We start from the raw sequence: 23,356 nt of genomic DNA, 5'->3' as shown, positions 1-23,356 counted from the left end.
CTCCCTTAAAAGTTATATTATGTTCTGTATTTTAAATGTTCCAAAAACACCTGCATATAATGTTTTCGTACAGCATTATTTTGCATTTTATCTTCGTGGAAATTTTGACTAAGCGTGACCATCATTAGCTTGGCTTCTGCTTCAGTCACAACCTCTTCTTGACATAAACGGCAGGTAATATCGGTTGCGATATTTTCGGTGATTTCCTTATCCTCAATTAACGCTAGTAACATATCCACCAATTGACTATGCGTGTTCAAACGCACTTTCAAAATGCGGATGTAACCGCCACCGCCACGCTTACTTTCGACGGTATAGCCTCGTTCTGTAGTGAAACGCGTATTAATAACGTAATTGATTTGTGAAGGGACACATTGAAAATGAACGGCCATTTCATTGCGTTTTAGTTCGATTTCTTCTTCTGCTTCAAGATAACGTTTAATGTAGGCTTCGATTACGTCCGACATATTACTCATCCGTCTTAACCTCCTTATGACTCCTAGATATAATTGACCTAATCTGACTTATTACCTATTATACTGAATCGTAATTATGAGTGCAACCATATCAACTTAATGAATGATAGGCAAAAAAAAGATAACTCCTAAAAGGAATTATCTTTTTGTTTTTTATCGGGAAGACAGGATTCGAACCTGCGACCCCTTGGTCCCAAACCAAGTGCTCTACCAAGCTGAGCTACTTCCCGTAATATAAATGCGCCCAAGAGGAGTCGAACCTCTAACCGCTTGATTCGTAGTCAAGTACTCTATCCAGTTGAGCTATGGGCGCTATATATGGTGCCGAGGACCGGAATCGAACCGGTACGGTGATCACTCACCGCAGGATTTTAAGTCCTGTGCGTCTGCCAGTTCCGCCACCCCGGCAAGGGTGATAAAAAAGTAAACATAAAATATGGAGCGAAAGACGGGATTCGAACCCGCGACCCCCACCTTGGCAAGGTGATGTTCTACCACTGAACTACTTTCGCATAATGCGGATGAAGGGACTTGAACCCCCACGCCTTGCGGCGCCAGATCCTAAATCTGGTGCGTCTGCCAATTCCGCCACATCCGCTATATGAGCCGTGCTGGGCTCGAACCAGCGACCCTCTGATTAAAAGTCAGATGCTCTACCAACTGAGCTAACGGCTCTTGTTTTAAAAACAAGATTTGGTATTATATTGTCTGCCATCTTTATAAAAGATGTATGCCGACTGCAGAAGTCGAATCCGCGACCTACTGATTACAAATCAGTTGCTCTACCAGCTGAGCTAAGTCGGCAAAAAATGGTGGGGGTTGACGGGCTCGAACCGCCGACCCTCTGCTTGTAAGGCAGATGCTCTCCCAGCTGAGCTAAACCCCCATTGCTTGGCAACGTCCTACTCTCACAGGGGGAAACCCCCAACTACCATCGGCGCTAAAGAGCTTAACTACTGTGTTCGGGATGGGAACAGGTGTATCCTCTTTGCTATCGTCACCAAACAGATAAATATGTCTGGATAATTATGAAATTATCAATGAAAGTTTGCACTCTCAAAACTGAATACTAATTGATGTTTTTTCGAAAGGTAACAACCCATCGTCATTTTCGCTTTTAAAACTTAATAAGGTTAAGTCCTCGACCTATTAGTATTCGTCCGCTCCGTACATCGCTGCACTTCCACTCCGAACCTATCAACCTGATCGTCTCTCAGGGGTCTTACTCACATAAAGTGATGGGAAATCTCATCTCGAGGGGGGCTTCACGCTTAGATGCTTTCAGCGTTTATCCCTTCCACACATAGCTACCCAGCGATGCTCCTGGCGGAACAACTGGTACACCAGCGGTGTGTCCATCCCGGTCCTCTCGTACTAAGGACAGCTCCTCTCAAATTTCCTGCGCCCGCGACGGATAGGGACCGAACTGTCTCACGACGTTCTGAACCCAGCTCGCGTACCGCTTTAATGGGCGAACAGCCCAACCCTTGGGACCGACTACAGCCCCAGGATGCGATGAGCCGACATCGAGGTGCCAAACCTCCCCGTCGATGTGGACTCTTGGGGGAGATAAGCCTGTTATCCCCGGGGTAGCTTTTATCCGTTGAGCGATGGCCCTTCCATGCGGAACCACCGGATCACTAAGCCCGACTTTCGTCCCTGTTCGACTTGTAGGTCTCACAGTCAAGCTCCCTTGTGCCTTTACACTCTGCGAATGATTTCCAACCATTCTGAGGGAACCTTTGGGCGCCTCCGTTACTCTTTAGGAGGCGACCGCCCCAGTCAAACTGCCCATCTGACACTGTCTCCCACCCCGATAAGGGGTGCGGGTTAGAATGGTCATGTCACAAGGGTAGTATCCCACCAACGCCTCATCCGAAGCTAGCGCTCCGGAGTCCAAGGCTCCTACCTATCCTGTACAAGTGACACAAACATTCAATATCAGATTGCAGTAAAGCTCCACGGGGTCTTTCCGTCCTGTCGCGGGTAACCTGCATCTTCACAGGTACTATAATTTCACCGAGTCTCTTGTTGAGACAGTGCCCAAATCGTTACACCTTTCGTGCGGGTCGGAACTTACCCGACAAGGAATTTCGCTACCTTAGGACCGTTATAGTTACGGCCGCCGTTTACTGGGGCTTCAATTCGCACCTTCGCTTGCGCTAAGCACTCCTCTTAACCTTCCAGCACCGGGCAGGTGTCAGCCCATATACTTCATCTTACGATTTTGCATAGACCTGTGTTTTTGGTAAACAGTCGCTTGGGCCTATTCACTGCGGCTCTCTCAGGCTTTCACCTTAATAGAGCACCCCTTCTCCCGAAGTTACGGGGTCATTTTGCCGAGTTCCTTAACAAGAGTTCTCTCGCTCACCTTAGGATTCTCTCCTCATCTACCTGTGTCGGATTGCGGTACGGGCAGTCATTAACTAACTAGAGGCTTTTCTTGGCAGTGTGGAATCAGAACCTACGGCACTAGGTGCCACCACATCACAACTCAGCTTACGCGGAAAGCGGATTTGCCTACTTTCCTGCCTAATTGCTTGTACATGCATATCCATCAGCATGCGTTCGTATCCTACTGCGTCCCCCCATCGCTCAAACATTAATGACTGGTACAGAAATATCAATCTGTTGTCCATCGCCTACGCCTATCGGCCTCAGCTTAGGTCCCGACTAACCCTGGGCGGACGAGCCTTCCCCAGGAAACCTTAGATATTCGGTGGACGGGATTCTCACCCGTCTTTCGCTACTCATACCGGCATTCTCACTTCTAAACACTCCACCAGTCCTCACGGTCTGACTTCGCTGTCTTTAGAACGCTCTCCTACCACGAACATCATAGATGTTCATCCACAGTTTCGGTAATACGTTTAGCCCCGGTACATTTTCGGCGCGGTGTCACTCGACTAGTGAGCTATTACGCACTCTTTAAATGGTGGCTGCTTCTGAGCCAACATCCTAGTTGTCTAAGCAATACTACATCCTTTTCCACTTAACGTATATTTAGGGACCTTAACTGGTGGTCTGGGCTGTTTCCCTCTCGACAATGGATCTTATCACTCACTGTCTGACTCCCGAGTATAAGTCGATGGCATTCGGAGTTTATCTGAATTCAGTAACCCTAGATGGGCCCCTAGTTCAAACAGTGCTCTACCTCCACGACTCTCTACCTCGAGGCTAGCCCTAAAGCTATTTCGGAGAGAACCAGCTATCTCCAGGTTCGATTGGAATTTCTCCGCTACCCACACCTCATCCCCGCAATTTTCAACTTACGTGGGTTCGGACCTCCAGTAAGTTTTACCTTACCTTCATCCTGGACATGGGTAGATCACCTGGTTTCGGGTCTACGCCTACTAACTAATTCGCCCTATTCAGACTCGCTTTCGCTGCGGCTCCGTCTTCTCGACTTAACCTTGCTAGTAAACGTAACTCGCCGGTTCATTCTACAAAAGGCACGCTATCACCCATTAACGGGCTTTAACTACTTGTAGGCACACGGTTTCAGGAACTATTTCACTCCCCTTCCGGGGTTCTTTTCACCTTTCCCTCACGGTACTGGTACACTATCGGTCACTAGGGAGTATTTAGCCTTACGGGATGGTCCCCGTGGATTCCGACGGAATTTCTCGTGTTCCGCCGTACTCAGGATACATTCTGGAGAGAAGCGCTTTTCGTTTACGGGACTGTTACCCTCTTTGGTTAACCTTTCCAGGTTACTCAACTAAACGCTTCCTTTGTAACTCCGTGTAGAATGTCCTACAACCCCAAAGAGCAAGCTCTTTGGTTTGGGCTGTTTCCGTTTCGCTCGCCGCTACTCAGGAAATCGATTTTTCTTTCTCTTCCTGCAGGTAATAAGATGTTTCAGTTCCCTGCGTCTGCCGTCAAACAACCTATGTATTCAGTTGTAGACACTATGCGATCAAGCATAGTAGGTTTCCCCATTCGGAAATCTCTGGATCAAAGCTTACGTACAGCTCCCCAAAGCATATCGGTGTTAGTCCCGTCCTTCATCGGCTCCTAGTGCCAAGGCATTCACCGTGCGCCCTTTCTAACTTAACCTTCAGATTTGTGTTCGTTGTTAAACAACTACTAACGCCTCTTTACTAATCACCTTACGGCTTTTAGTTCGACATAATGAACATATGTCTGGTTGGTCGTGCGATACGACCTGATGATTATAAATCACCTAAAATGAGTCTCGGTTGTTACTTGGTCTTTCTATTTCATATCAATTAGTATTCAGTTTTCAAAGAACAAAAAAATAATGGTGGAGCCTAGCGGGATCGAACCGCTGACCTCCTGCGTGCAAGGCAGGCGCTCTCCCAGCTGAGCTAAGGCCCCTTTATAAGGGTATTCAATTTAAAATGGTGGGCCTAAATGGACTCGAACCATCGACCTCACGCTTATCAGGCGTGCGCTCTAACCAGCTGAGCTATAGGCCCTTTGGAGAAGATTGACTTCTCAAAACTAAACGAACAAACAGATGTCATACAACAATTAATGTAACTTATCACACCCGAAGGTGTGTTCCTATTCCTTAGAAAGGAGGTGATCCAGCCGCACCTTCCGATACGGCTACCTTGTTACGACTTCACCCCAATTATCTATCCCACCTTAGACGGCTAGCTCCCGAAGGTTACCAAACCGGCTTTGGGTGTTACAAACTCTCGTGGTGTGACGGGCGGTGTGTACAAGGCCCGGGAACGTATTCACCGTAGCATGCTGATCTACGATTACTAGCGATTCCGGCTTCATGCAGGCGAGTTGCAGCCTGCAATCCGAACTGAGAATAATTTTATGGGATTGGCTCCACCTCGCGGCTTCGCGACCCTTTGTATTATCCATTGTAGCACGTGTGTAGCCCAGGTCATAAGGGGCATGATGATTTGACGTCATCCCCACCTTCCTCCGGCTTACACCGGCAGTCACTTTAGAGTGCCCAACTTAATGCTGGCAACTAAAATCAAGGGTTGCGCTCGTTGCGGGACTTAACCCAACATCTCACGACACGAGCTGACGACAACCATGCACCACCTGTCACTTTGTCCCCGAAGGGAAAGTTCTGTCTCCAGAATGGTCAAAGGATGTCAAGACCTGGTAAGGTTCTTCGCGTTGCTTCGAATTAAACCACATGCTCCACCGCTTGTGCGGGCCCCCGTCAATTCCTTTGAGTTTCAACCTTGCGGTCGTACTCCCCAGGCGGAGTGCTTAATGCGTTAACTGCAGCACTAAGGGGCGGAAACCCCCTAACACTTAGCACTCATCGTTTACGGCGTGGACTACCAGGGTATCTAATCCTGTTTGCTCCCCACGCTTTCGCGCCTCAGCGTCAGTAACAGACCAGAGAGCCGCCTTCGCCACTGGTGTTCCTCCAAATATCTACGCATTTCACCGCTACACTTGGAATTCCACTCTCCTCTTCTGTCCTCAAGTCTTCCAGTTTCCAATGACCCTCCCCGGTTGAGCCGGGGGCTTTCACATCAGACTTAAAAGACCGCCTGCGCGCGCTTTACGCCCAATAATTCCGGACAACGCTTGCCACCTACGTATTACCGCGGCTGCTGGCACGTAGTTAGCCGTGGCTTTCTGGTTAGATACCGTCAAGGGGTGAACAGTTACTCTCACCCTTGTTCTTCTCTAACAACAGAGCTTTACGACCCGAAGGCCTTCTTCGCTCACGCGGCGTTGCTCGGTCAGACTTTCGTCCATTGCCGAAGATTCCCTACTGCTGCCTCCCGTAGGAGTTTGGGCCGTGTCTCAGTCCCAATGTGGCCGATCACCCTCTCAGGTCGGCTATGGATCGTCGCCTTGGTAAGCCATTACCTTACCAACTAGCTAATCCAGCGCGGGTCCATCTCACAGTGACAGCCGAAACCGTCTTTCACTTGAACATCTTATGATGTTCAGCACATTCGGTATTAGCATCGATTTCTCGATGTTATCCCCAGCTGTGAGGCAGGTTACCCACGTGTTACTCACCCGTCCGCCACTAACTTCAAAGGAGCAAGCTCCTTATCCGTTCGTTCGACTTGCATGTATTAGGCACGCCGCCAGCGTTCGTCCTGAGCCAGGATCAAACTCTCGTTAAAAAGTAACGGTGTTTAAACCGTCAAATGATCCTTAACTAGTTCGCTAGCTAAAAATTTATTACTTATTGTCGTTACGAAATTAATTGGTTAAACTCCTAAGAGTTTAAGCATATAACATCTTTTTGTTCGTTCAGTTTTCAAAGGTCAATCGTTATCGGCTCTCGCTGACAACTACTTTAGTATATCATTTAGCAGCTATCGTGTCAATAACTTTTCCAAAATGTTTTTCGCCGCTCCAAGTCATTCCTAACTGTTGCAACTCATACATAATATCACGTTAATGACTGTGATGTCAACAACTTTGTTGAAATTATTAATGCCTGTTTAAACAAACAATCACATCTGTCTCAACCTCATTTATAATATCATATCCATTGGATATAGTCAACAACTTTCGATGTGATAATCATTTAAGATTTCATTCGAATTAGCTGAGCTAACTTTTATATAATACAATGATATGTCGTGACTGTCAATGCTTTCAAACGATTTTTATTGAAATTAAAAAAACACACGCTACATTAAGATGTGCGTGTGTCAGAATCTGCTTATTTATCGTGCGGACGCATTGTTGGGAATAATAATACATCACGAATCGATGCCGCATTAGTTAACAACATAATCATGCGATCGACACCGATACCTAAACCACCTGTTGGTGGCATACCGTATTCTAGTGCTTCAAGGAAATCTTCATCCATTTCATGCGCTTCATCATTACCTGCTTCACGTTCTTTAATTTGAGCAGTAAAACGTTCGCGTTGATCAATCGGATCATTCAACTCACTAAACGCATTTGCGTGTTCACGTCCCACAATGAATAATTCAAAACGATCAGTAAAACGTGGATCTTCAACGTTTTTCTTCGCTAATGGCGAAATTTCTAACGGATGACCATACACAAAAGTTGGCTCAATCAATTTTTCTTCCACAAATACTTCGAAAAATTCATTGACAATGTGTCCGTACGTCATATGATCAGTGATAGGAACATTGTTTTCTTTCGCTAAACGACGTGCTTCAGTCGTATCAACATGCCAAAGATCGACACCAGCATATTGTTTGATTGCTTCTACCATGTGGATGCGCGTCCATTTTTTTCCTAAATCGAGTTCATATTCACCGTAAGTAATTTTACTTGTCCCTAACACTTCTTCAGCACAGTACACAAATGCACCTTCAGTTAAGTTCATCACATCTTCAAAATCCTCATAAGCTGCGTATGATTCAAGCATTGTAAACTCAGGGTTATGACGTGTGCTCGTACCTTCATTACGGAAAACGCGACCAATCTCATAAACCCGTTCTAAACCACCGACGATTAAACGTTTCAAGTGTAACTCCAACGCAATGCGTAAATTCATATCAATATCTAAGGCATTGTGATGCGTCATAAATGGTTTAGCTGCGGCACCACCTGCCACGGAGTGCAAGGTCGGTGTTTCAACTTCCATGTATTCTTTTTGAGCAAAGTATTCACGTAACGCACGGATGATTTTACTACGTTGAACAAAACGTTCGCGACTTTCATTATTAGCAATCAAGTCCAAATAACGCTGACGGTAAATTTGTTCAACATCTGTTAAACCATGATATTTATCCGGTAACGGACGTAATGATTTGCTTAAAATAGTATAGGCAGTCGCTTTAATGGTTAATTCACCTGTATTCGTACGCATCAGTAAACCGGTAATACCGACGATGTCGCCTAAATCAGCAATTTTGAAGACGGCATAATCCTCGTCACCAACAGCATCTTTACGGATATACAGTTGAATACGACCATAGCGATCTTGAATGTGTGCGAAACCGACTTTACCTTTGCCACGTTTCGTCATCAAACGACCAGCAACGGTGACTTCAATCGCTTTTTCTTCTAAGGCTTCCTTGTCAAAGTCAGCATATTCAGCATTAATTGTTTTTGAGTCAGCTGTGCGCTCAAATTTTTGGCCGAACGGATTAACTCCCTCATCATATAGATGTTGCAATTTTTCACGACGCACTTGTAACTGATCATTCATTTCTTCATGTGGTTGATTCATAACAGCGTGACACTCCTCTTCATTCTTTTTGTGGGCTAGATGAATCGTCTGAATGCATTCAACGATTCGCTTGTTTCAGCACTGATGCAATGATGTTCATCGCATTCAAGCTGCATAGACGCCTCTAACTTTCGCTATAAAAAAAACATTAGCTAGATGTCTAATGTTTTTTGTGAAATTTATCTTTTAGGCATACTAATACTAACATATCTTTGCCTAAAATCGCAACATTATTGCAACGGTTCGGCAACCTTAACAATTGTATCCGCCTCTTGCAAGGCTGGATAGTCTTGCGTTACCAACTGCGGTGCAATCTCTTTCAACGGCACTAATACAAAGGCACGTTCATACATATGTGGATGTGGCACCACAAGGTCGGCTGTGGCATAGCTTGCTTCGCCATACAATAAAATATCGATATCAATCACTCGCGGACCATACTTAAACAGACGCTCTCGCCCTAAGTCCAACTCGATTTCTAGCACTGCCGCTAACAAGGCCGTTGCACTCAAGCTCGTCTCAATTTCAAACACACAGTTATAAAAGGTCGCTTGTTCTGTGTATCCCCAGGGTGGCGTATCATAAATCGATGAGGTTTGTTTAATTGAAACTCCTACCAAGGCATTAATCTGCGTATAAGCCTTCGCTAAAAATCCGCGTCGATCCCCCATGTTACTCCCTAAACTTAAATAAGCTGTTTCCATTACAAATCGCCACGCTCTCGTCTAATTTCAACTGCAACCGAATCAAAATGACCGTTAATCGGCGGACGCGGTTTGACGGTTGTCACTGTCAAAGCGGCAATTAAAGCATAACGCTGCAAAATAACAGTCGCTAACCGTTCACTCAAGGCTTCTAACAATAAATAACGCTCAGTTTCAACGATAACACGCATCGTTTCAAACACTTCCGCATAACTGACCGTATCTTTAACATCGTCGCTAATGCCCGCTGCTTTCGTATCGACTTCTAATACTAAGGAAATATTAAACCGCTGACCTAATGTTGTTTCTTCCGGCAATACCCCATGAAAACCATAAAATTCACAATTCGTTAAATATATTTTATCCATCCCACTCAACCTTTCGTGTCATAATGTCCATCACCCGTATCATTCGTGCAATTGCTCGCACATCATGCACGCGCACTGCCGCAGCACCTTGCATCATTGCATAATTAACCATCGCACCAGTGCCTTCCATCCGTTCAGTTACTGGTAAGTCGCCTAACATCGCACCAATCGTCCGCTTACGGCTTGGCGCATATAAAACATCATACCCTAGCGCCACCAATTCAGGGAGACGACGGGTCACTTCGAGGTTCTGTTGGGCTGTTTTAACAAAACCAAAACCCGGATCTAAAATGATTTTATCGCGAGCAACACCTGCCTTCAAACAAATTGCAATACTTTCTTGCATATCTTCAAGGTATTCATCAAAAAAATGAGTGTAGCGCGCGTCCTCGCGGTTGTGCATCAAAACAATTGGAACGTGTTGTTCTGCCGCTACACTGGCCATCTCGTTATCATAGGTCGCCCGCCATTGATCATTAATAATGGTCGCCCCTTTAAGAATCGCCTGATAAGCGACTTCAGCACGGTAAGTATCAACAGACAAAGGTAGTGGTTTCGTACTCATTATTTGATCGATAACCGGGATGACCCGAGCCAGTTCTGCTGTCACGCTCACCGGTGAATAGCCCGGACGCGTCGACACACCGCCAACGTCAATCAAATCCGCACCATCTGCATATAACTGTTGCGCACGTTGCACCGCTAAATCATGACGATGATAGTCTCCGCCATCCGAAAAAGAGTCGGGGGTAACATTTAAAATCCCCATCACATACGTTGGATGTGGTTTATTCCATTTAAGAGCCATTTGTGTCCCTCCCTAAATACTATCTGTCTTTATTTTACGCTATCTTGCACAGAAATCCTATCGAACAAAAAAAGATTACCTCAATTGCTTGAGGTAATCTTTTTCGCTATTGCTTGCAAATTCATACTTGATCGTCGAACTCATAAAGTGGTGTACTCAAGTAACGTTCACCATTACTAGCTACAATCGCCAATACTTTTTTACCGGCACCTAATTGTTTCGCTTGTTCTAGTGCCGCATGAATAGTTGCACCTGAAGAAATACCAACTAATAAGCCTTCTTCCTTGGCCACAAGACGTGCCGTTTTCAAGGCATCTTCACTTGCCACTTGTAAAATACCATCATAAACCTTTGTATCTAATGTATCTGGGACAAAACCAGCACCGATTCCTTGAATTTTATGTGGGCTTGGTTGACCACCTGCTAAAACAGGTGATTCCAATGGTTCAAGAGCATAGATTCTAATGTTTGGATTGGCTTGTTTTAAGACGTGACCCACGCCAGTTACTGTTCCACCTGTACCAACACCAGCGATAAAGGCATCTAAGCCTGTTTCACCAAAGTCAGCAATGATTTCAGGTCCCGTTGTCGCTTCATGAATCGCAGGATTCGACGGGTTACTAAATTGTTGTGGCATGAAGTAACCATCTGTTGCAGATAATTCTTTTGCTTTCGCAATCGCACCCTTCATTCCTTCAGACCCTGGTGTTAACACTAATTTAGCACCATAAGCTTCTAGCAATTTACGACGCTCTACACTCATCGTATCCGGCATCACAAACACTGAAGCATAGCCTTTTACCGCTGCCACAAACGCTAAACCAATACCCGTGTTACCACTAGTAGGCTCAACAATCGTATCACCGGCTTTTAATAAACCAGCTTTTTCAGCATCTTCAATCATCGCTTTCGCAATCCGATCTTTAATGCTGCCACCAGGATTTTGATACTCCAATTTAACGTAAACATCCGCCGAACCTTCAGTTACTAAACGGTTTAATTTTACAATCGGTGTGTGACCGACTAGGTCTAATGCAGATTCATAAATTGCCATCATTAACACTCCCTCGTATCATCTTATTACCCTAACTTTATCAATTCCTACCATTCTTGTCAAGATTAGCGATTTAGTTTTTGCTCTCGGTAATTAACCCCTCTAAATCCGCTACTGAAAAGTTATATTTATTGCCACAGAACTGGCAGCAAGCCTCCGCTCCGCCATCTTCATCAATCATGTCACGAATCTCTTTTTCACCTAATGAGATAATCGCGTTTCCAAATCGTTCTTTTGAACAAACACACTCAAACGATACCGGTACTTTTTCAATGATTTTTACATCATCACCTAAAATATCCACGAGAATTTCTTCAGGTGTACGTCCCGCATCAATCAATTTCGAAATCGTTGGCATATTGGCCAATTGTTGCTCAATGTGAGTAATCACCTCATCCGAAGCATTCGGTAACAACTGAATCATAAAGCCTCCGGCCGCTTGAATCGAAGCATCTGGATTGACTAACACACCCGCACCAACAGCTGAAGGAATTTGTTCACTCGTAGCTAAGTAATAGGTAATATCTTCACTGATTTCACCTGAAATCAAGGGTACTTGCCCGTTGATTTTTTCACGCATACCGATATCTTTTGTAACAGTCACTGTTCCGGTTGTACCGACACCGCGGCGCACATCCAACTTGCCATGCTCATTTAACTCCGTAAAATGAACACCTGGATTTTGCACGTAACCACGAATTTTACCATGAGCATCACTATCAGCAATAATGGCACCAATTGGACCATCGCCTTCGATTTTCAAGGTGATTTTTTGATCGCCTTTACCGCTCATACCTAACATTAAAGCACCCGTCATGGTTCGACCTAGGGCTGCCGATGTCACTGGTAATGTTTGGTGACGACGTTGCGCCTCACCGACTGTTTCTGTTGTTAATGCTGCGAATGCACGCACCTGTGAATTACATGCGAGTGCTCTTACTAAATAATCTGCCATTTTTTATACGCTCCTTTATACAAAAAGCGAGCCACGCATTGCGCGACTCACTCATGCTTGTCTATGTGTTATTGTTTATCTTCGGTTTTTTCAATCACTTGTTCATCAACAGTCGCAGCAACATCTGCATCGCCAACAGCTTCAACAACAACTTCTTGCGCTTCAGCTACGACTGTGTCATCTTCTGCCACGGGCATTTCACCAGTATCAAAGAGACTGCGGATTTCTTTTGCATTCAATGTTTCAATTTCAAGTAATTTTTGAGCAATTGTTTCTAATTGCACTTGATGCGTTGTTAAAATTTCTTTGGCACGTGCGTAACATTCGTTAATGATGCGTTGCACTTCTGAGTCGATCACAAATGCGATTTGATCAGAGAAGCCTTTACCGCCACCCATGTCACGACCTAAGAAGACATTATCGTTGCTGCCTTTGAATTGAAGTGGACCGATTTTATCGCTCATACCCCATTCAGTCACCATTCGATGGGCCATCTCAGTTGCACGTTCAAAGTCATTACTTGCTCCGGTTGATACTTCACCAAAAGTAACATCTTCAGCGACACGACCACCTAACAAACCAGTAATACGGTCAAGCAACTCGTTTTTAGTGAGTAAGAAACGATCTTCTTTCGGCATCATTACGGCATAACCACCCGCTTGACCACGAGGGACAATCGTTACTTTATGAACGGTCTCAGCTTCATCAAGCACAGTACCAATAATTGTATGGCCGGCTTCATGATAAGCAACTGTTGTGCGTTCTTTTTTACTAATGACACGATTTTTCTTCGCTGGACCAGCAATCACACGATCCGTTGCTTCGTCAATATCCGTCATATCAATTTTAGTTTTATCGCGACGAGCGGCCACAAGCGCCCCTTCATTTAGAAGGTTTTCTAAGTCGGCACCAGAAAAACCTGGTGTACGTTGGGCAATCGCTTTTAAATCAACATCAGCAGCTAATGGCTTGTTACGTGCATGAACTTTCAAGACTGCTTCACGGCCTTTAACATCAGGACGATCAACCGTAATTTGACGGTCAAAACGGCCGGGACGCAAGAGGGCTGGGTCAAGCACATCTGCACGGTTAGTTGCGGCAATCATAATGATGCCTTCGTTGCCTTGGAACCCATCCATTTCAACGAGTAATTGATTCAATGTTTGCTCACGTTCATCGTGACCCCCACCGACACCAGCACCACGTTGGCGACCAACTGCATCAATTTCATCAATGAAGATGATACACGGCGCATTTTTCTTCGCTTGTTCGAATAAATCACGTACACGTGATGCACCGACACCGACAAACATTTCAACGAAGTCAGAACCACTAATAGAGAAGAATGGTGTCCCAGCTTCGCCTGCAACAGCTTTCGCTAGGAGGGTTTTACCGGTACCCGGAGGTCCGACTAATAAAACACCTTTCGGAATTTTAGCACCTAGACTCGCAAACTTACGAGGATCTTTTAAGAAATCAACCACTTCCACAAGTTCTTGTTTCTCTTCATCAGCACCTGCAACATCGGCAAAACGCACTTTGATTTTAGAGTTGTCATACAGTTTAGCTTTACTCTTACCAAAGTTCATCATTTTGCCGCCGCCACCGCCGCCTTGGGCTTGACTCATCATAAAGAAGATAAAGAGAATCAAGAGTAAGAATGGTAATAACGTTGTTAAGAAGGTAATCCAACCGCTTTGTTGATCCTGCGGTAATATTTCAGTTTTAACACCTTTGGCCGTGTCTGCTTTAATGTCAGCAATCGTTACCTCAGAGTCAACCGAGAATGTCGTAAATGTTAACGCCTCTTTGTCTTTATTGGATGTTTTCTTAGCTGTACTGTCTTTATATGTACCCTCAATTAGAAAAACACCACGACTTGGTTTAATAGAGTAAGACTCTACTTTATTGTCTTTTAAGGCTGTTGTGAATTCATCGTAACGAATGTCACGTGTTTGGTTTTTATCACCACTAATAAAGTTAACAATCCCTACAATTACTACAAGTACAATCACATACAGTATACCTTGTTTAAAAATACGGTTCATTCCTTACCTCCTCTGATGTAAGTGTTCCCTAAGATCAATAGTTATCTCCCAATTGACTTCTCATCAAAAAAAGTCGACTTTCAATTAACTTCACTGATTCATACGTCTACACTAGCACTTACACTCTTAAATCGCTTATTTTTATTCAAAACGCTTACGATACCTTGTCTTTTCGCTTGAAAAGCTACATTAATAATAGCATAAAGGTTTTTTTATTCCCAATAATTTGACCTTTATTCACTTACGCTTAATTACTGTATACTTCTGGTTTAAGTATACCAATGTACGGCAGATTACGGTAACGTTCTGCATAATCTAGGCCATAACCAACTACAAATTCATTTGGCACATTAAAACACGCATGATCAACTTCGATATCAACCACACGACCGGCTGGTTTATCTAATAATGTCACCAATTGGATTGAACGTGCTTTACGATTTTTCAACATATTCATTAAGTAAGCAAGTGTACGACCACTATCAATAATATCTTCAACAATAATTAAATCGCGACCTTCAACGGATGCATCTAAGTCTTTAATGATTTTAACTTCACCGCTTGATGAAGTACCGACACCATAACTTGAAACATCCATAAAATCAAACTCTAACTGTGTATCAATTTGTCGTACAAGGTCCATCATAAATGGTGTCGCACCTTTTAAAATTCCGATCACCAGTGGGAATTTATCCTTGTATGTCACCGTTAAATCTTGACCTAATTCTTTTACCTTTTGAGCAATCTCTTCTTCAGAAATTAATACTTCTAAAATATCTTCACGCATGTCGTTGTCCTCCTAGACTATTTTTATAATATATTGATTTTGACTCTTATCGATTGCTGTTTCATAAATAGTCGATTGCATACCTGGCAACCAAATAATTTCACCAGTTGCATCAACGACGACGATTTGTTGTTCACGCTGTTGCCGCGGTATTTTTTGATCAATAAAGAGTTTTTTCACTTTTTTACGTCCGTCCATTCCCTTCAAGCGTACTCGGTCACCTTGTAAACGTGTACGGATGGTTAAAGGAAATAACACCGCATTGTCATTGATGATAAACGATTCACCTTCAGTTTCTGAGGAAATCGCCGAACACGGTCGACAGCTAATCGTTTGTCCATTAGCCATCAACAGTGACTCATCCTTACCTAAGGTATAACAATCGGCTACAACCTCGGACGAAGCTGTTTCGAAATAGAAGTAGGCTTCGTCATACTCCCGTTGTAGTCTTAATTGCGACGGTAAATACAGTTTAGCAGACGGAGTGCTTCCTTTCAATAAATCCAATGCATTCGCGACTAAACGTCGTGTTAATTGCAGATGATTATGCGGCAGTAATTCACTCAGTATCCGCCGAATAATCCCCTCCTGAATTAGCTGGTGTTCCGCCTTAAATGCGGTGATATTGAGCAAATAACTTTGCTGGGTTTGTGTTTGGGCCACTGCTGTAAACGCCCGTTCAATCAGTGTTGTAATAAAACCTTCTCGCAAAATGATATCCTCATGAAACTGACTAAGATGGGTATTTAATTGAGCATTTTCTTGGTGTAATAACGGCAGTATATGGTGACGAAAACGATTACGCGTCACATCGTCTGTCGCATTAGAGGCATCTTCTAAAAAAGCGATATTGTGCTGTTCCACATAGTGCTTCAGTTCCTTTTTGCTCACTGCTAAAAATGGACGAATGAGCCGACCGGTTGAAAATGACCGTTGTTGAGGCATACCTGCATAGCCGCTACCGTGACTACCACGGGTCAAGCGCATTAAGATTGTTTCACTTTGGTCATCGGCATGATGAGCTAAGACGATTACGTCACTGTTCGTTTCAGCTAACGCCTCTTCGAAACAGCGATAGCGACCGATACGAGCTGCAGCCTCAACCCCCATATTAACTTCATGCTTTAACATCTTCACGTCAATCGTTTTACTAATATACGCAATGCCGTTTGACTGACAGGTGGCTTGGACCAGTTTTGCTTCTTGGTAAGCTTCATTTCGTAATTGATGATTAACATTAACGACCGCTAGTTGATTGTTTGAAAAATGTGTTGCAAAATAATGCAGCAGTGCCATTGAATCAACGCCACCAGAAATAGCCAGGAGATAGCGCTCCCCTGGTCTGATTAAGTCGTGCTTATCACAATACTGTTTCACCTTATCATGTAACATATCGCTCGCTCTCCTTAAAAAAAGCACCGTGTACGAATACATCGGTGCTGGTGGTAAGGACTACTCCTTCGACTAGCCTTAATTAGTTCATCGCTGTTGTAGCCTTACTGCACGTGCACGGACTAGCCGCGACGAGCACCTCTACCGCCACGTTTTGATTCACTTTGACGTTTGATTGTTGTCAATCGTTCATCACTATCTTTTAAGAAACGCGACATTTTCGATTCGAAATCTTCAGGTTTTTCGAAAGTGGGTTTTTTAACCGCTGCTCTCGGTTTACGTGCAGAATAACTTGATGATGCGCTTTTTTCACTTTCAGGCTTATCAATTGCACGACGGATAGACAAACCAATCTTACCATCATCACCTACGTTCATAACTTTAACAGTGACTTCATCACCGACAGTTAAAATATCATGGATATCTTTAACATAGCTATCTGCAACTTCACTAATATGAACAAGACCTGTCTTGCCACCTTCAAGTTCCACAAAAGCTCCAAAATTTGTAATTCCTGTCACTTTACCCGTTACCTTAGTACCTACTTCAATCGACATAAATAGAATGCTCCTTCTTAATTTAATTATACCTATATTTTGTGAATCATTTATAGCTATTGATTAGTCTTCTTTTGATGGGATTGTGAAGATAATCTCACCTTTTTTTGATAAATAATACTCACTACGTGCCAATTTAGCGACATATTCAGGGTCTTTTAATTGCTCCACCTGTTGTTTGTATGTTGCCTCTTGCTTGACTAACTGTTCGTATTTTTTTTCTAATTTAATACTCTCTGCTTTATTTGTTGTTAAGCGCATCTGTTGTTTAACAACGTTAAACACAAGCGTACCTACAACAAGCAGTATTATTGCCAAATAAAACAATAAACGACGTCTCATAACTAGCTTGAACTTTTTATGACGTTTTTCATCCACTGACTTACTTTTGACGTAGTCATTGTTTAATTGCGTCACCGATGGTCTCGCTTTCGACATTGTTTCACCCCACTTCAAACGACAAGTCGCTCTCTCTTTAGAATAGCAAGTTTAGTCTTTTTTGTCTATTGCTAACAGCTAAAAATAACCAAAAAACAATTGACGGTCTGATATACGTGTATTATAACATTCAACCATTGCTGAAAGTAACACAATTTCAAAAAAATGCGCTTTCATCGTATCACACACCTCGTTTAGCGTCTATCAAAAGTGTTCAATCGTTCGTCTATCTAAGGGTTAGCTAATGAGCGAGTACATTTTTTCGGCATCTTCTTTTTTTGTTGATGTATCTAAACGCTCAACCTTTGCCGTAATAATCTTCGTGCCAAATTGTATCGTTAACTCATCGCCAATCTTAACGTTTGCACTCGGTTTAGCGATAGTGCCATTAATTTGAATCCGCCCTTTTTCAGCAGCTTCTTTCGCCACAGCACGGCGTTTAATGATGCGTGATATTTTTAAAAACTTATCTAATCTCATTGTTACATCCATTTAGTATCACCTTTTCCTTTTCTTTACATAGTTTAAGAGCGTTCGTCCAAGCGGTAACAACACAATATCTTGCGGTGTAATTACACGCCAGAAGGAGGCAGCCACAATGAACACCACGGCTCCTACGCTACTTGCGACGAGAATACCGAGCAATCCCAACAAACGATGTTGCTGTAAGAGTGGCACACTTTCTATTATAGCAAGTGGTACCAACATTAGCATCACACACACACTTAGTTTGGCAACAAACTGCCAGGTCGGTACACGAAACGAGACGAATCGTCTTAAAATCAGCGTACTAATAAAAAGACTAACGAGCAAGGCCACATTGGTTGCCCAAGCACTACCACTAATACCGTATGGGCCAATCCATAAGTGATTGAGATAGAGCTTAACGCCAATGCCACAGGCTGCCGCCATCGCTGGCGCTTTAATTATATTAAACCCTTGTAACACACTCGTCACGATAATTAATAACGTTAATAACAGCAATCCTCCTACCAGAATCCGCAAGGTGCTCACGCCCTCATAATCTGCAAACAACACATAGTTCAAGGTCGGCATCATCATCACTAATGCGGCCGTAATCGCTACACCTAAAGCGATACCCGTTCGCATAAAGAAAGAAACGAGCCGTTCGATCGTCATGCGTTGCTGACGTATCCTTGCCTGAGAAATCATCGGAATAATTGAGAGACTAAAACTCGTCACAACAACGGCGCCGAGCTGAATAAGCGGCTGACCACGGTCATAGATCCCTTTGATGATTTTAGCTTGTTCGCCTGCCATCCCTTGCTCGACCAATAAACGATACACTTGAAATGCATCTGCCATCTGAAACCAAATCAATAACGCACTCGTAATTAAAACCGCTATCATATCACGCCAAATCCCACTTGGCAGTTCAAGCTGTACCTGTTGTTTTACTCGTTCGTGTGGATAGCGTTTGCCATCAAAGCGCCATAATAAGAACGCTGCGACAAGGCCACCTATAATGGCACCGGACATTGCCAGTTCACCCACACGATACAGTGATATTGTCAATACATGTACGCCGATGTAGGCTGCAACAATAATAATAAAAACACGGATGAGCTGTTCGATTGCTTGTGAGATCGCGGTCGGTGTCATATTATTCAACCCTTGATAATAGCCACGATAACTGCCTAAAAATGGCAGTAATAAGTAAGTGACACTCGTCACCTTAACAATGCCGGCTAATTCAACATCCCCCATCAACCGGGCAATGACTGTGGCCCCGAAAAAAAGCACGCTGAACAACACAAAACCAAGCAAGGTCAAATAACGTTGCCCCTGTTGCAATAAATAGCGTTGTTTGGCGTTATCGTCACTGTGTTCAGCCATCAACTTTGATAAAAATAGTGGTGCAGCTGTCAGCGATAAAGTCATGCTAATGCCGTAAAACGGATAAGCCTGTTGAAAAATATAAAACCCTTCATCACCGACCATATTTTGAAAGGGAACGCGATAGACAGCCGATAATACTTTCGACAACAAGGAGGCCAACGTTAAAATTAATGCCCCTTGAAACAGTGTCTCCTTTTTATTCCTGTTTATCATTCTGCCTATCCCTCCTTTTCAGTCACTATCATTGCGTCTTAGTTGTCTGTGTCATCTGCGTAATAAAACGATTCAAGACGGGCAACCATTGTGACGGATCCAAACCAGGCAGGCGATACGTAATCACCAAACGGTCTGCTTCCATACCAACACCCGACTGACGCCCTAACATATCAAGGGCTTTAAATACTTTCGCCCCATCAATTAACTGTGTTGCCTCCACGGTTAACAACATTGTAATCACTTTTTTAGTCATTTTAATCGATTCAATCCCGACTTTTTCAGCATTTAATTTCATCTCAGCAACAGCAAACAAATCATTAACCTGTTGTGGATATTCGCCAAAACGATCCATCATATCATCTTGTAACTGCATCAAATCATGTGGCGTCGTAATTTGACGGAATCGTTTATACATCTCGATTTTTTGACGGCTATCCTCAATGTAATAATCTGGAAGATAGGCATCTAACGGCAGATCGATTTCAACCGTTTGTTCGTTTATTTCACCCTCGCCAACTTTTGGCATCCGTTCTTTAATCGCATCACTCAACATTTGAGAATACATATCAAAACCTACGGAATCAATAAAGCCATGTTGTTGGGCACCTAAGATGTTACCGGCACCACGAATGCTCAAATCGCGCATCGCAATTTTAAAACCTGAACCTAATTCAGTAAACTCTTTAATGGCTTGCAGACGTTTCTCTGCCTCTTCACGCAACACCTTGTTTTTTTCATGCATAAAGTAGGCGTAAGCAATCCGATTCGAACGACCGACACGACCACGTAATTGATACAACTGCGACAAACCCATATGATCGGCATTTTCAATTAACAGCGTATTAACATTAGGAATATCGACACCGGTTTCAATAATTGTCGTCGTGACGAGCACATCAAATTCATTTTCTAAAAAGCGTAAAATCGTCGACTCTAATTCATTTTCATTCATTTGACCGTGGGCATAACCAACCCGTGCATGCGGCACTAATGCCTGAATGCGATCCGCTTTTTGTACGATACTATCGACCCGATTATGTAAATAGTACACTTGACCCGACCGAGCTAATTCACGCTCAATTGCTTCTTTAATTAGAAAATCATTTTGTTCGACGACATACGTCTGAATCGGAAAACGGTTGGCCGGTGGCGTTTCAATCACTGATAAATCGCGCACCCCAACCATTGACATATGCAAGGTTCGTGGAATCGGTGTCGCTGTTAACGTCAGCACATCAACGTTCGCCCGCAGTTGTTTTAACTTCTCCTTATGTGTCACACCAAATCGTTGTTCTTCATCAACAATTAGTAAACCGAGATCGCGATAAGCAACGTCCTTTGATAACAAACGATGCGTTCCGACAACGATGTCAATCTTACCTGAACCTAAGCCAGCAATCGTTTCTTCCTGCTGTTTCTTTGTGCGGAAGCGACTTAACAAGCCGACATTAATCGGAAAATTCGCAAACCGCGAAACCATCGTATCGTAATGTTGCTGTGCCAAAATCGTTGTTGGTACTAATATCGCCACCTGTTTACCGTCCATCATCGCCTTGAAGGCAGCCCTTAATGCAACTTCCGTTTTACCATAACCAACGTCACCGACCAACAAGCGATCCATCGGACGGGCGGTTTCCATGTCGCGTTTAATCTCTTTAACTGAACGTTGTTGATCTTCGGTCGCTTCATACGGAAAAGCAGCTTCGAACTCTCGCATTAAGGCATCATCCGGACTATAAGCGAAGCCTTTCTCAGCTTCGCGTTTGGCATACAACTTAATTAAATCATCAGCAATATCAATGACTGATTTTTTGACGCGCGCAGTTACTCGTTGCCATTCTGCGCCTCCAAGCTTATTAACTTTCGGCGTTTTTCCTTCTGATCCAACGTATTTTTGGACAAGCTCAAGCTGTTCAACCGGAATGTATAACTTATCCTCACCGCGATAAATAATGAGTAAATAATCCTTATGGATCCCTTTAATTTCAAGTGTTTCCATCCCGACATAACGTCCGACCCCATGATTAACATGGACGACGTAATCGCCGACTTTGAGTTCGCTATAGTCTTTAATCCGTTCAGCATTCGACATTTTTTGGCGTCGTGGCGCTACCTTTGTTTTATGACCAAACAATTCGGCATCGGTTACAACCGCTAAATGCGCTAACGGCAACTCAAACCCTTCATTCAACTGCCCCGTCACCAATTGAATTTTCCCACGAACCAATGTCGCATTTTCATCTAGCAACTGCGTCTCGAGCTCATAGTCACTAAAGGTGCCTTTTATTTTAGCGATCCGTTCAGCCGACGGCGCTACCACAACAACCGCCATCTCATTATTTTGCCAGCTCGCCATTTCCGTTTGCACTGCGGGCATTTGCCCATGGAATTGTTGCATTTGTTTATAGACAAAATTGGTCGACTGATACACGCGATAATTACCCATTGTTTTTTGAAAGAGCGATAAGTATATCCGTGGGCCTTCAGCCTGTTTAAGCACGGTAGCCAACGGTTGATGAATCGTCGTTTGCGGCATGATTTCCGAACGCGAAATACCATCCAACAGCCAATTGATTTCTTCTTGCCGTAATTGCTCATCGGTTTCTTGTAACCGTGCCATTTCATCGAGCACAAGAATACTGTCTGTAGCCGCGTAATCTAATAACGACGCAGGTTCTGCATAAAAATAGGCATTGTATTTAACAACATCAGTCGGAATTTGTCCTTCTGTTAATTGCATCAAGTCGGTCTCTACGCGTTCAATCAAGTGTAATTGATCGGCTTCGTTCTTCACCTTTTTAACGGCTTTTTTTAGTTCTTTTTGTACTTGCTTCGTTAAATAGTCACGATCACCTGCTGTTAACACCCATTCTTTTGCTGGCAATAACGTGAAACGCTCTTTCGTTTCAAGTGAACGTTGACTATCAATATCAAACGAACGAATCGAATCAATGTCAGTATCAAACAACTCCAACCGTAGTGGATGACTCTCCGTCATCGGAAACACATCGATAATACCACCACGAACACTGTACTCACCTTGTAACGAAACTTTATCAACCATCGTATAACCGGTTTCAATCATCTTTTGATGAAAGACGGCTAACTCCATTTCGCCACCAACTTCAAATGTTTGCTGACTGGAGCGCCACTGTTGTACCGGTGTCATCCGTTTCCGTATCGCCGAAATCGGCACGACCACAATTCCAGGTTGATCCGTCTGCATAAAAGCCAACGTCTCAAGGCGTTGGGCTTTTAACTCTGGGCTAGCAATACTCATATCCGTTGCGACAAAATCATCGGCGGGATACAATTTCACCTGTTGCTCAGGTAAAAAGGCGCGCAGCGATTCATGCACTTGTTGTGCTTGAAAGAGATTATGAGCGACATAAATGATTTGACGTTCAAGCGTTTCTGCTAACACACTAGCAAACAACGAACGGACAGAACCCGTTAGACCTGTCACTAATTGTGCCCGTTGATCGGTTAACAGCATTGACATGACTTGTTCCATTTCGGGCTGCTGTTTGAATTGTTGTTTAAGTTGCTTCAACATAATGTG

15 protein-coding genes, 10 tRNA genes and 3 rRNA genes are annotated in these 23,356 nt (G+C 43.6%); all 28 read right to left on the bottom strand.

From position 1 onward, the window contains the following. Positions 1–17: 17 nt before the first annotated feature. The 28 genes from ACJYYY_RS00400 to mfd all read right to left on the bottom strand — a co-directional run bounded on the left by ACJYYY_RS00400 (position 18) and on the right by mfd (position 23,350). Positions 18–476, bottom strand: coding sequence for a CtsR family transcriptional regulator (locus tag ACJYYY_RS00400; protein WP_035315696.1), 459 nt, complete (start codon positions 474–476; stop codon positions 18–20). Between the two features lie 156 nt (positions 477–632). Further along, positions 633–706 (bottom strand) — tRNA-Pro (locus tag ACJYYY_RS00395). A gap of 9 nt (positions 707–715) precedes the next feature. Beyond that, positions 716–789: transfer RNA gene (locus ACJYYY_RS00390), tRNA-Arg, on the bottom strand. A 6-nt stretch (positions 790–795) separates the two neighbouring features. Continuing rightward, a tRNA-Leu gene (locus ACJYYY_RS00385) sits at positions 796–884 on the bottom strand. Between the two features lie 29 nt (positions 885–913). Beyond that, positions 914–988, bottom strand: a tRNA-Gly gene (locus ACJYYY_RS00380). 4 nt (positions 989–992) lie between these two features. Next, positions 993–1,074: transfer RNA gene (locus ACJYYY_RS00375), tRNA-Leu, on the bottom strand. Between the two features lie 4 nt (positions 1,075–1,078). Continuing rightward, positions 1,079–1,151 (bottom strand) — tRNA-Lys (locus ACJYYY_RS00370). Positions 1,152–1,207: 56 nt separating this feature from the next. Next, positions 1,208–1,280 (bottom strand) — tRNA-Thr (locus tag ACJYYY_RS00365). Positions 1,281–1,286: 6 nt separating this feature from the next. After that, positions 1,287–1,362 (bottom strand) — tRNA-Val (locus ACJYYY_RS00360). A gap of 3 nt (positions 1,363–1,365) precedes the next feature. After that, positions 1,366–1,481, bottom strand: a 5S ribosomal RNA gene (gene rrf, locus ACJYYY_RS00355). Positions 1,482–1,605: 124 nt separating this feature from the next. Then, positions 1,606–4,535: ribosomal RNA gene (locus tag ACJYYY_RS00350) — 23S ribosomal RNA — on the bottom strand. A 206-nt stretch (positions 4,536–4,741) separates the two neighbouring features. Next, positions 4,742–4,817, bottom strand: a tRNA-Ala gene (locus ACJYYY_RS00345). Between the two features lie 24 nt (positions 4,818–4,841). Further along, positions 4,842–4,918: transfer RNA gene (locus ACJYYY_RS00340), tRNA-Ile, on the bottom strand. A gap of 99 nt (positions 4,919–5,017) precedes the next feature. Beyond that, positions 5,018–6,565: ribosomal RNA gene (locus ACJYYY_RS00335) — 16S ribosomal RNA — on the bottom strand. Together the 16S, 23S and 5S rRNA genes with 10 tRNA genes alongside form the textbook arrangement of a ribosomal RNA operon. 548 nt (positions 6,566–7,113) lie before the next feature. After that, on the bottom strand, positions 7,114–8,607 hold the full coding sequence (gene lysS, locus ACJYYY_RS00330; RefSeq protein ID WP_035315329.1) for a lysine--tRNA ligase: 1,494 nt from the start codon (positions 8,605–8,607) through the stop codon (positions 7,114–7,116). A 230-nt stretch (positions 8,608–8,837) separates the two neighbouring features. Then, complete coding sequence (folK, locus tag ACJYYY_RS00325; protein WP_035315327.1) at positions 8,838–9,311, bottom strand: 2-amino-4-hydroxy-6-hydroxymethyldihydropteridine diphosphokinase; 474 nt, start codon at positions 9,309–9,311, stop codon at positions 8,838–8,840. Continuing rightward, on the bottom strand, positions 9,311–9,679 hold the full coding sequence (folB, locus tag ACJYYY_RS00320; protein WP_035315325.1) for a dihydroneopterin aldolase: 369 nt from the start codon (positions 9,677–9,679) through the stop codon (positions 9,311–9,313). Before folB ends, folK begins: the two co-directional genes overlap by 1 nt. After that, the gene (folP, locus tag ACJYYY_RS00315) at positions 9,672–10,487 is read right to left on the bottom strand and encodes a dihydropteroate synthase (RefSeq protein WP_035315323.1); all 816 of its coding nucleotides are present in this window, start codon (positions 10,485–10,487) and stop codon (positions 9,672–9,674) included. The genes folB and folP overlap by 8 nt, the downstream gene beginning before the upstream one ends. 121 nt (positions 10,488–10,608) lie before the next feature. Further along, positions 10,609–11,541, bottom strand: a complete 933-nt coding sequence (gene cysK, locus ACJYYY_RS00310) for a cysteine synthase A (RefSeq protein WP_084038792.1) — start codon at positions 11,539–11,541, stop codon at positions 10,609–10,611. Between the two features lie 73 nt (positions 11,542–11,614). After that, positions 11,615–12,496: an Hsp33 family molecular chaperone HslO gene (gene hslO, locus ACJYYY_RS00305; RefSeq protein WP_408868982.1), complete on the bottom strand. Its 882-nt coding sequence runs from the start codon at positions 12,494–12,496 to the stop codon at positions 11,615–11,617. A gap of 68 nt (positions 12,497–12,564) precedes the next feature. After that, a complete protein-coding gene (ftsH, locus tag ACJYYY_RS00300; RefSeq protein WP_408868981.1) occupies positions 12,565–14,544 on the bottom strand; it encodes an ATP-dependent zinc metalloprotease FtsH in 1,980 nt (659 codons plus the stop codon). A gap of 247 nt (positions 14,545–14,791) precedes the next feature. Then, positions 14,792–15,331, bottom strand: coding sequence for a hypoxanthine phosphoribosyltransferase (gene hpt, locus ACJYYY_RS00295; protein WP_035315320.1), 540 nt, complete (start codon positions 15,329–15,331; stop codon positions 14,792–14,794). Positions 15,332–15,343: 12 nt separating this feature from the next. Continuing rightward, positions 15,344–16,723, bottom strand: coding sequence for a tRNA lysidine(34) synthetase TilS (gene tilS / locus ACJYYY_RS00290; RefSeq protein ID WP_035315319.1), 1,380 nt, complete (start codon positions 16,721–16,723; stop codon positions 15,344–15,346). Between the two features lie 122 nt (positions 16,724–16,845). Next, complete coding sequence (locus tag ACJYYY_RS00285) at positions 16,846–17,280, bottom strand: S1 domain-containing RNA-binding protein (protein ID WP_035315317.1); 435 nt, start codon at positions 17,278–17,280, stop codon at positions 16,846–16,848. Positions 17,281–17,343: 63 nt separating this feature from the next. After that, the gene (locus ACJYYY_RS00280) at positions 17,344–17,718 is read right to left on the bottom strand and encodes a septum formation initiator family protein (protein WP_035315315.1); all 375 of its coding nucleotides are present in this window, start codon (positions 17,716–17,718) and stop codon (positions 17,344–17,346) included. 237 nt (positions 17,719–17,955) lie between these two features. Beyond that, positions 17,956–18,198, bottom strand: a complete 243-nt coding sequence (locus tag ACJYYY_RS00275; protein WP_408869225.1) for an RNA-binding S4 domain-containing protein — start codon at positions 18,196–18,198, stop codon at positions 17,956–17,958. 18 nt (positions 18,199–18,216) lie between these two features. Beyond that, positions 18,217–19,791, bottom strand: a complete 1,575-nt coding sequence (locus tag ACJYYY_RS00270; protein WP_035315314.1) for a polysaccharide biosynthesis protein — start codon at positions 19,789–19,791, stop codon at positions 18,217–18,219. Positions 19,792–19,819: 28 nt separating this feature from the next. Then, positions 19,820–23,350, bottom strand: a complete 3,531-nt coding sequence (gene mfd / locus ACJYYY_RS00265; protein ID WP_408868980.1) for a transcription-repair coupling factor — start codon at positions 23,348–23,350, stop codon at positions 19,820–19,822. Positions 23,351–23,356: the final 6 nt, after the last annotated feature.

It is taken from the genome of Brochothrix campestris, assembly GCF_046058945.1.
Taxonomy (GTDB): Bacteria; Bacillota; Bacilli; order Lactobacillales; family Listeriaceae; genus Brochothrix; species Brochothrix campestris.
This window is presented reverse-complemented; position numbering and strand designations above follow the sequence as displayed.